Genomic DNA, 616 nt, shown 5'->3' on the forward strand with positions numbered 1-616 from the left:
TAATTGCTGCCAACACTTCTTATTGAAGAACACCAAGTACAGTGGAAACCACATAACGGGAATCACGCTGACAATAAAGTAATACCATGGCTGAATGTGTCCCCAAGAGTTCGCATAACGCTCACCCGTTTGTTTAAACAAGATGTTGTCTCTGTAAGCAGCAAAATCAGGGTTATGACTGATCTCTACAATCGAAACCATAGGCACAAACCAACATGCAATGGTCAAAAGCATGAACACTGGGCCCAGTAATAGCTTCCATGAAACCGCATCTTCAAAATGGTGTCTGCCAGAAAAATGCAAAAACAAAACGGGTATCAAAAACAACGCGGGAAGAAATCCAACACCTTTTGTAATAATGCCAAGCCCCATAAATACCCAAGCCAAGCAATACCAAACCCAGTTGGTCTTAATATAGAAGTGTCGCAACAGCCCATACATGGAGATGGTGATCCACGCGGCTACCATCGCATCAATTTGCGCCGCTTTTGCTTGAATAATAAATTGTGGAGCAAGCAATAGTAGAAAGCCCACATTTCGCGCAGTTTTGACATTCCACAGCTTTGCGGAAATATCGTAACAGCACACCAAAGCAATTAGGCTGACAATCGCATTA

1 protein-coding gene is annotated in these 616 nt (G+C 42.9%); it reads right to left on the reverse strand.

Annotation, left to right across the window (positions count from 1 at the left end; all coding sequences use genetic code 11):
* Positions 1 to 616 (reverse strand): ArnT family glycosyltransferase (locus tag R8O11_RS29105; protein ID WP_318195107.1); only part of this gene is annotated, 616 nt, incomplete at both ends.

It is taken from the genome of Vibrio sp. 1288 (assembly GCF_033344475.1).